The following is a 1,584-nucleotide window of genomic DNA, read 5'->3' as shown; positions in this document are numbered from 1 at the left end:
GTGCGGCGCCGGCGGCGGGCTCGCGCGGTCCCGCCGCCGCGCGCCTCGAGGTCGACGCCTACTACGACGTGTCCGTCCGGACGCCGGCGGGCCCGGTCCTGCTCAACCCGGGCATGGACCCGCTGACCATCGCCACGACGATCGAGGCGCCGGCCTCGGCGAGCGTCGGCGACCTCGCCGACATGATCGTCAACACCGTGCTCGGCGGGGTGCAGGGGATCATCCAGGCGATCCTCGACGATCCCGCCGCGCTCGTCGAGCTGACCGGCGCGATCGCGCTCGAACGGCTCTCCAGCAAGGCCGTCGGCGCGCTGATCTGCCGCGGCGCCGACGATGCCGCGCTTCGCCGGCAGTACAGCGAACGCCGCGCGGACAGTCCCGAGGACGCCAACACCGGCGAGACGGAGTTGGCCCGCGCGGCGGAGCTGACCGCGCGGACCGCCGAGGCTGCGACCGCGCAGGCGGCGGCCGCCTCGGCGGAGCTGGTCTTCGCCTCCGTCGCCGTCGCCGTCGGCTTCTTCGGTTCGCTGCTCTCCGCCATCACCCGGTTCTTCGGCGCGGAGTCCGACGAGGAGCGCGACGCGCGGCACAAGCGGGAACGCGCCGAGGCGCTGGGGGCCCAGGCCAGCGCCGCGGTCCGCGCCAAGCTGCGGGTCACCGAGCTCACTGTGACCGCGACCGCCGCGACCACCGTCCGGGCGAGCTGGCCGGACGTCCCCGGCGACCAGGTGAGCTACGAGCCCGAGGTTGTCCTCAGCGACGCGGACGGCGCGAACCGGGTCACCGTGCTGTCCCGCCCGCAGGGGCAGAGCGCCACCTCGATCGAGGTCACCGACCCCCGTCTGCGCCCCGGCCGGCGGGTGACGCTGCGGGTCACCGCCTCCATCCCCAAGCCGACGAACCCGTTCGACCGCTACGTCGGTGCCGTGGCCGCTGCGACCTACCTGATGCCTTCCTACGACCTGCGTGACCTCGGCGTCGAGCAGGTCGGCGCCGGGGTGTCGCTGTGGTGGCACGCGGGCGCGACGGCGCCCGGCGGCTGGCGGATCTCCCTCACCCCACGACCCCGACCCGTCGCGGACAGTACGGATGGCACGGACAGTACGGATGGCACGGACAGTACGGATGGCACGGACAGCACGGATGGCACGGATGGCACGGCTGGCACGGCTGGCGAGGCCGCGCCGCCGGTCGCCACGGCACCGGTCGTCGTGACGCTGCCAGGCGACGGGCCGACCGCGTGGTCGACCCCGGACAGCCTGCCGACCGAGACACCTGTCGAGATCACGGTCGCCGCCACCGGCACCGCCTACCCCATCGCGGCCCTCACCACGACCGTCACCCTGGTCGACAACGAGGCGCCCGCGGAGCTCCGGCTGTTCTTCGACGTGCCCGCGCACGCCGTCACCCTGTCCTGGCCGGACGCGCCGAGGTATCCCGACGGCGGCTACCGCGTCGAGCTGCTCGCCGCCGGCAGCGGCGCCGCGGGCACGAACACCGCGGCGCCGGCGGTCCTCGACGCGGCCACCGTGGTCGACCGGGAGCGGCGCGGCGACGCGACGTTCACCGACCCGCGTTTCACCC

Annotated in this window: 1 protein-coding gene; it reads left to right on the top strand. The window is 74.9% G+C overall.

What is annotated here, in order from left to right; translation table 11 throughout:
* On the top strand, positions 1-1,584 hold a 1,584-nt coding region (locus tag MXD58_RS27220), incomplete at both ends, for a hypothetical protein (RefSeq protein WP_250610789.1).

The organism is Frankia sp. AgKG'84/4, assembly GCF_023242965.2.
Lineage (GTDB): Bacteria > Actinomycetota > Actinomycetes > Frankiales > Frankiaceae > Frankia.
This window is presented reverse-complemented; position numbering and strand designations above follow the sequence as displayed.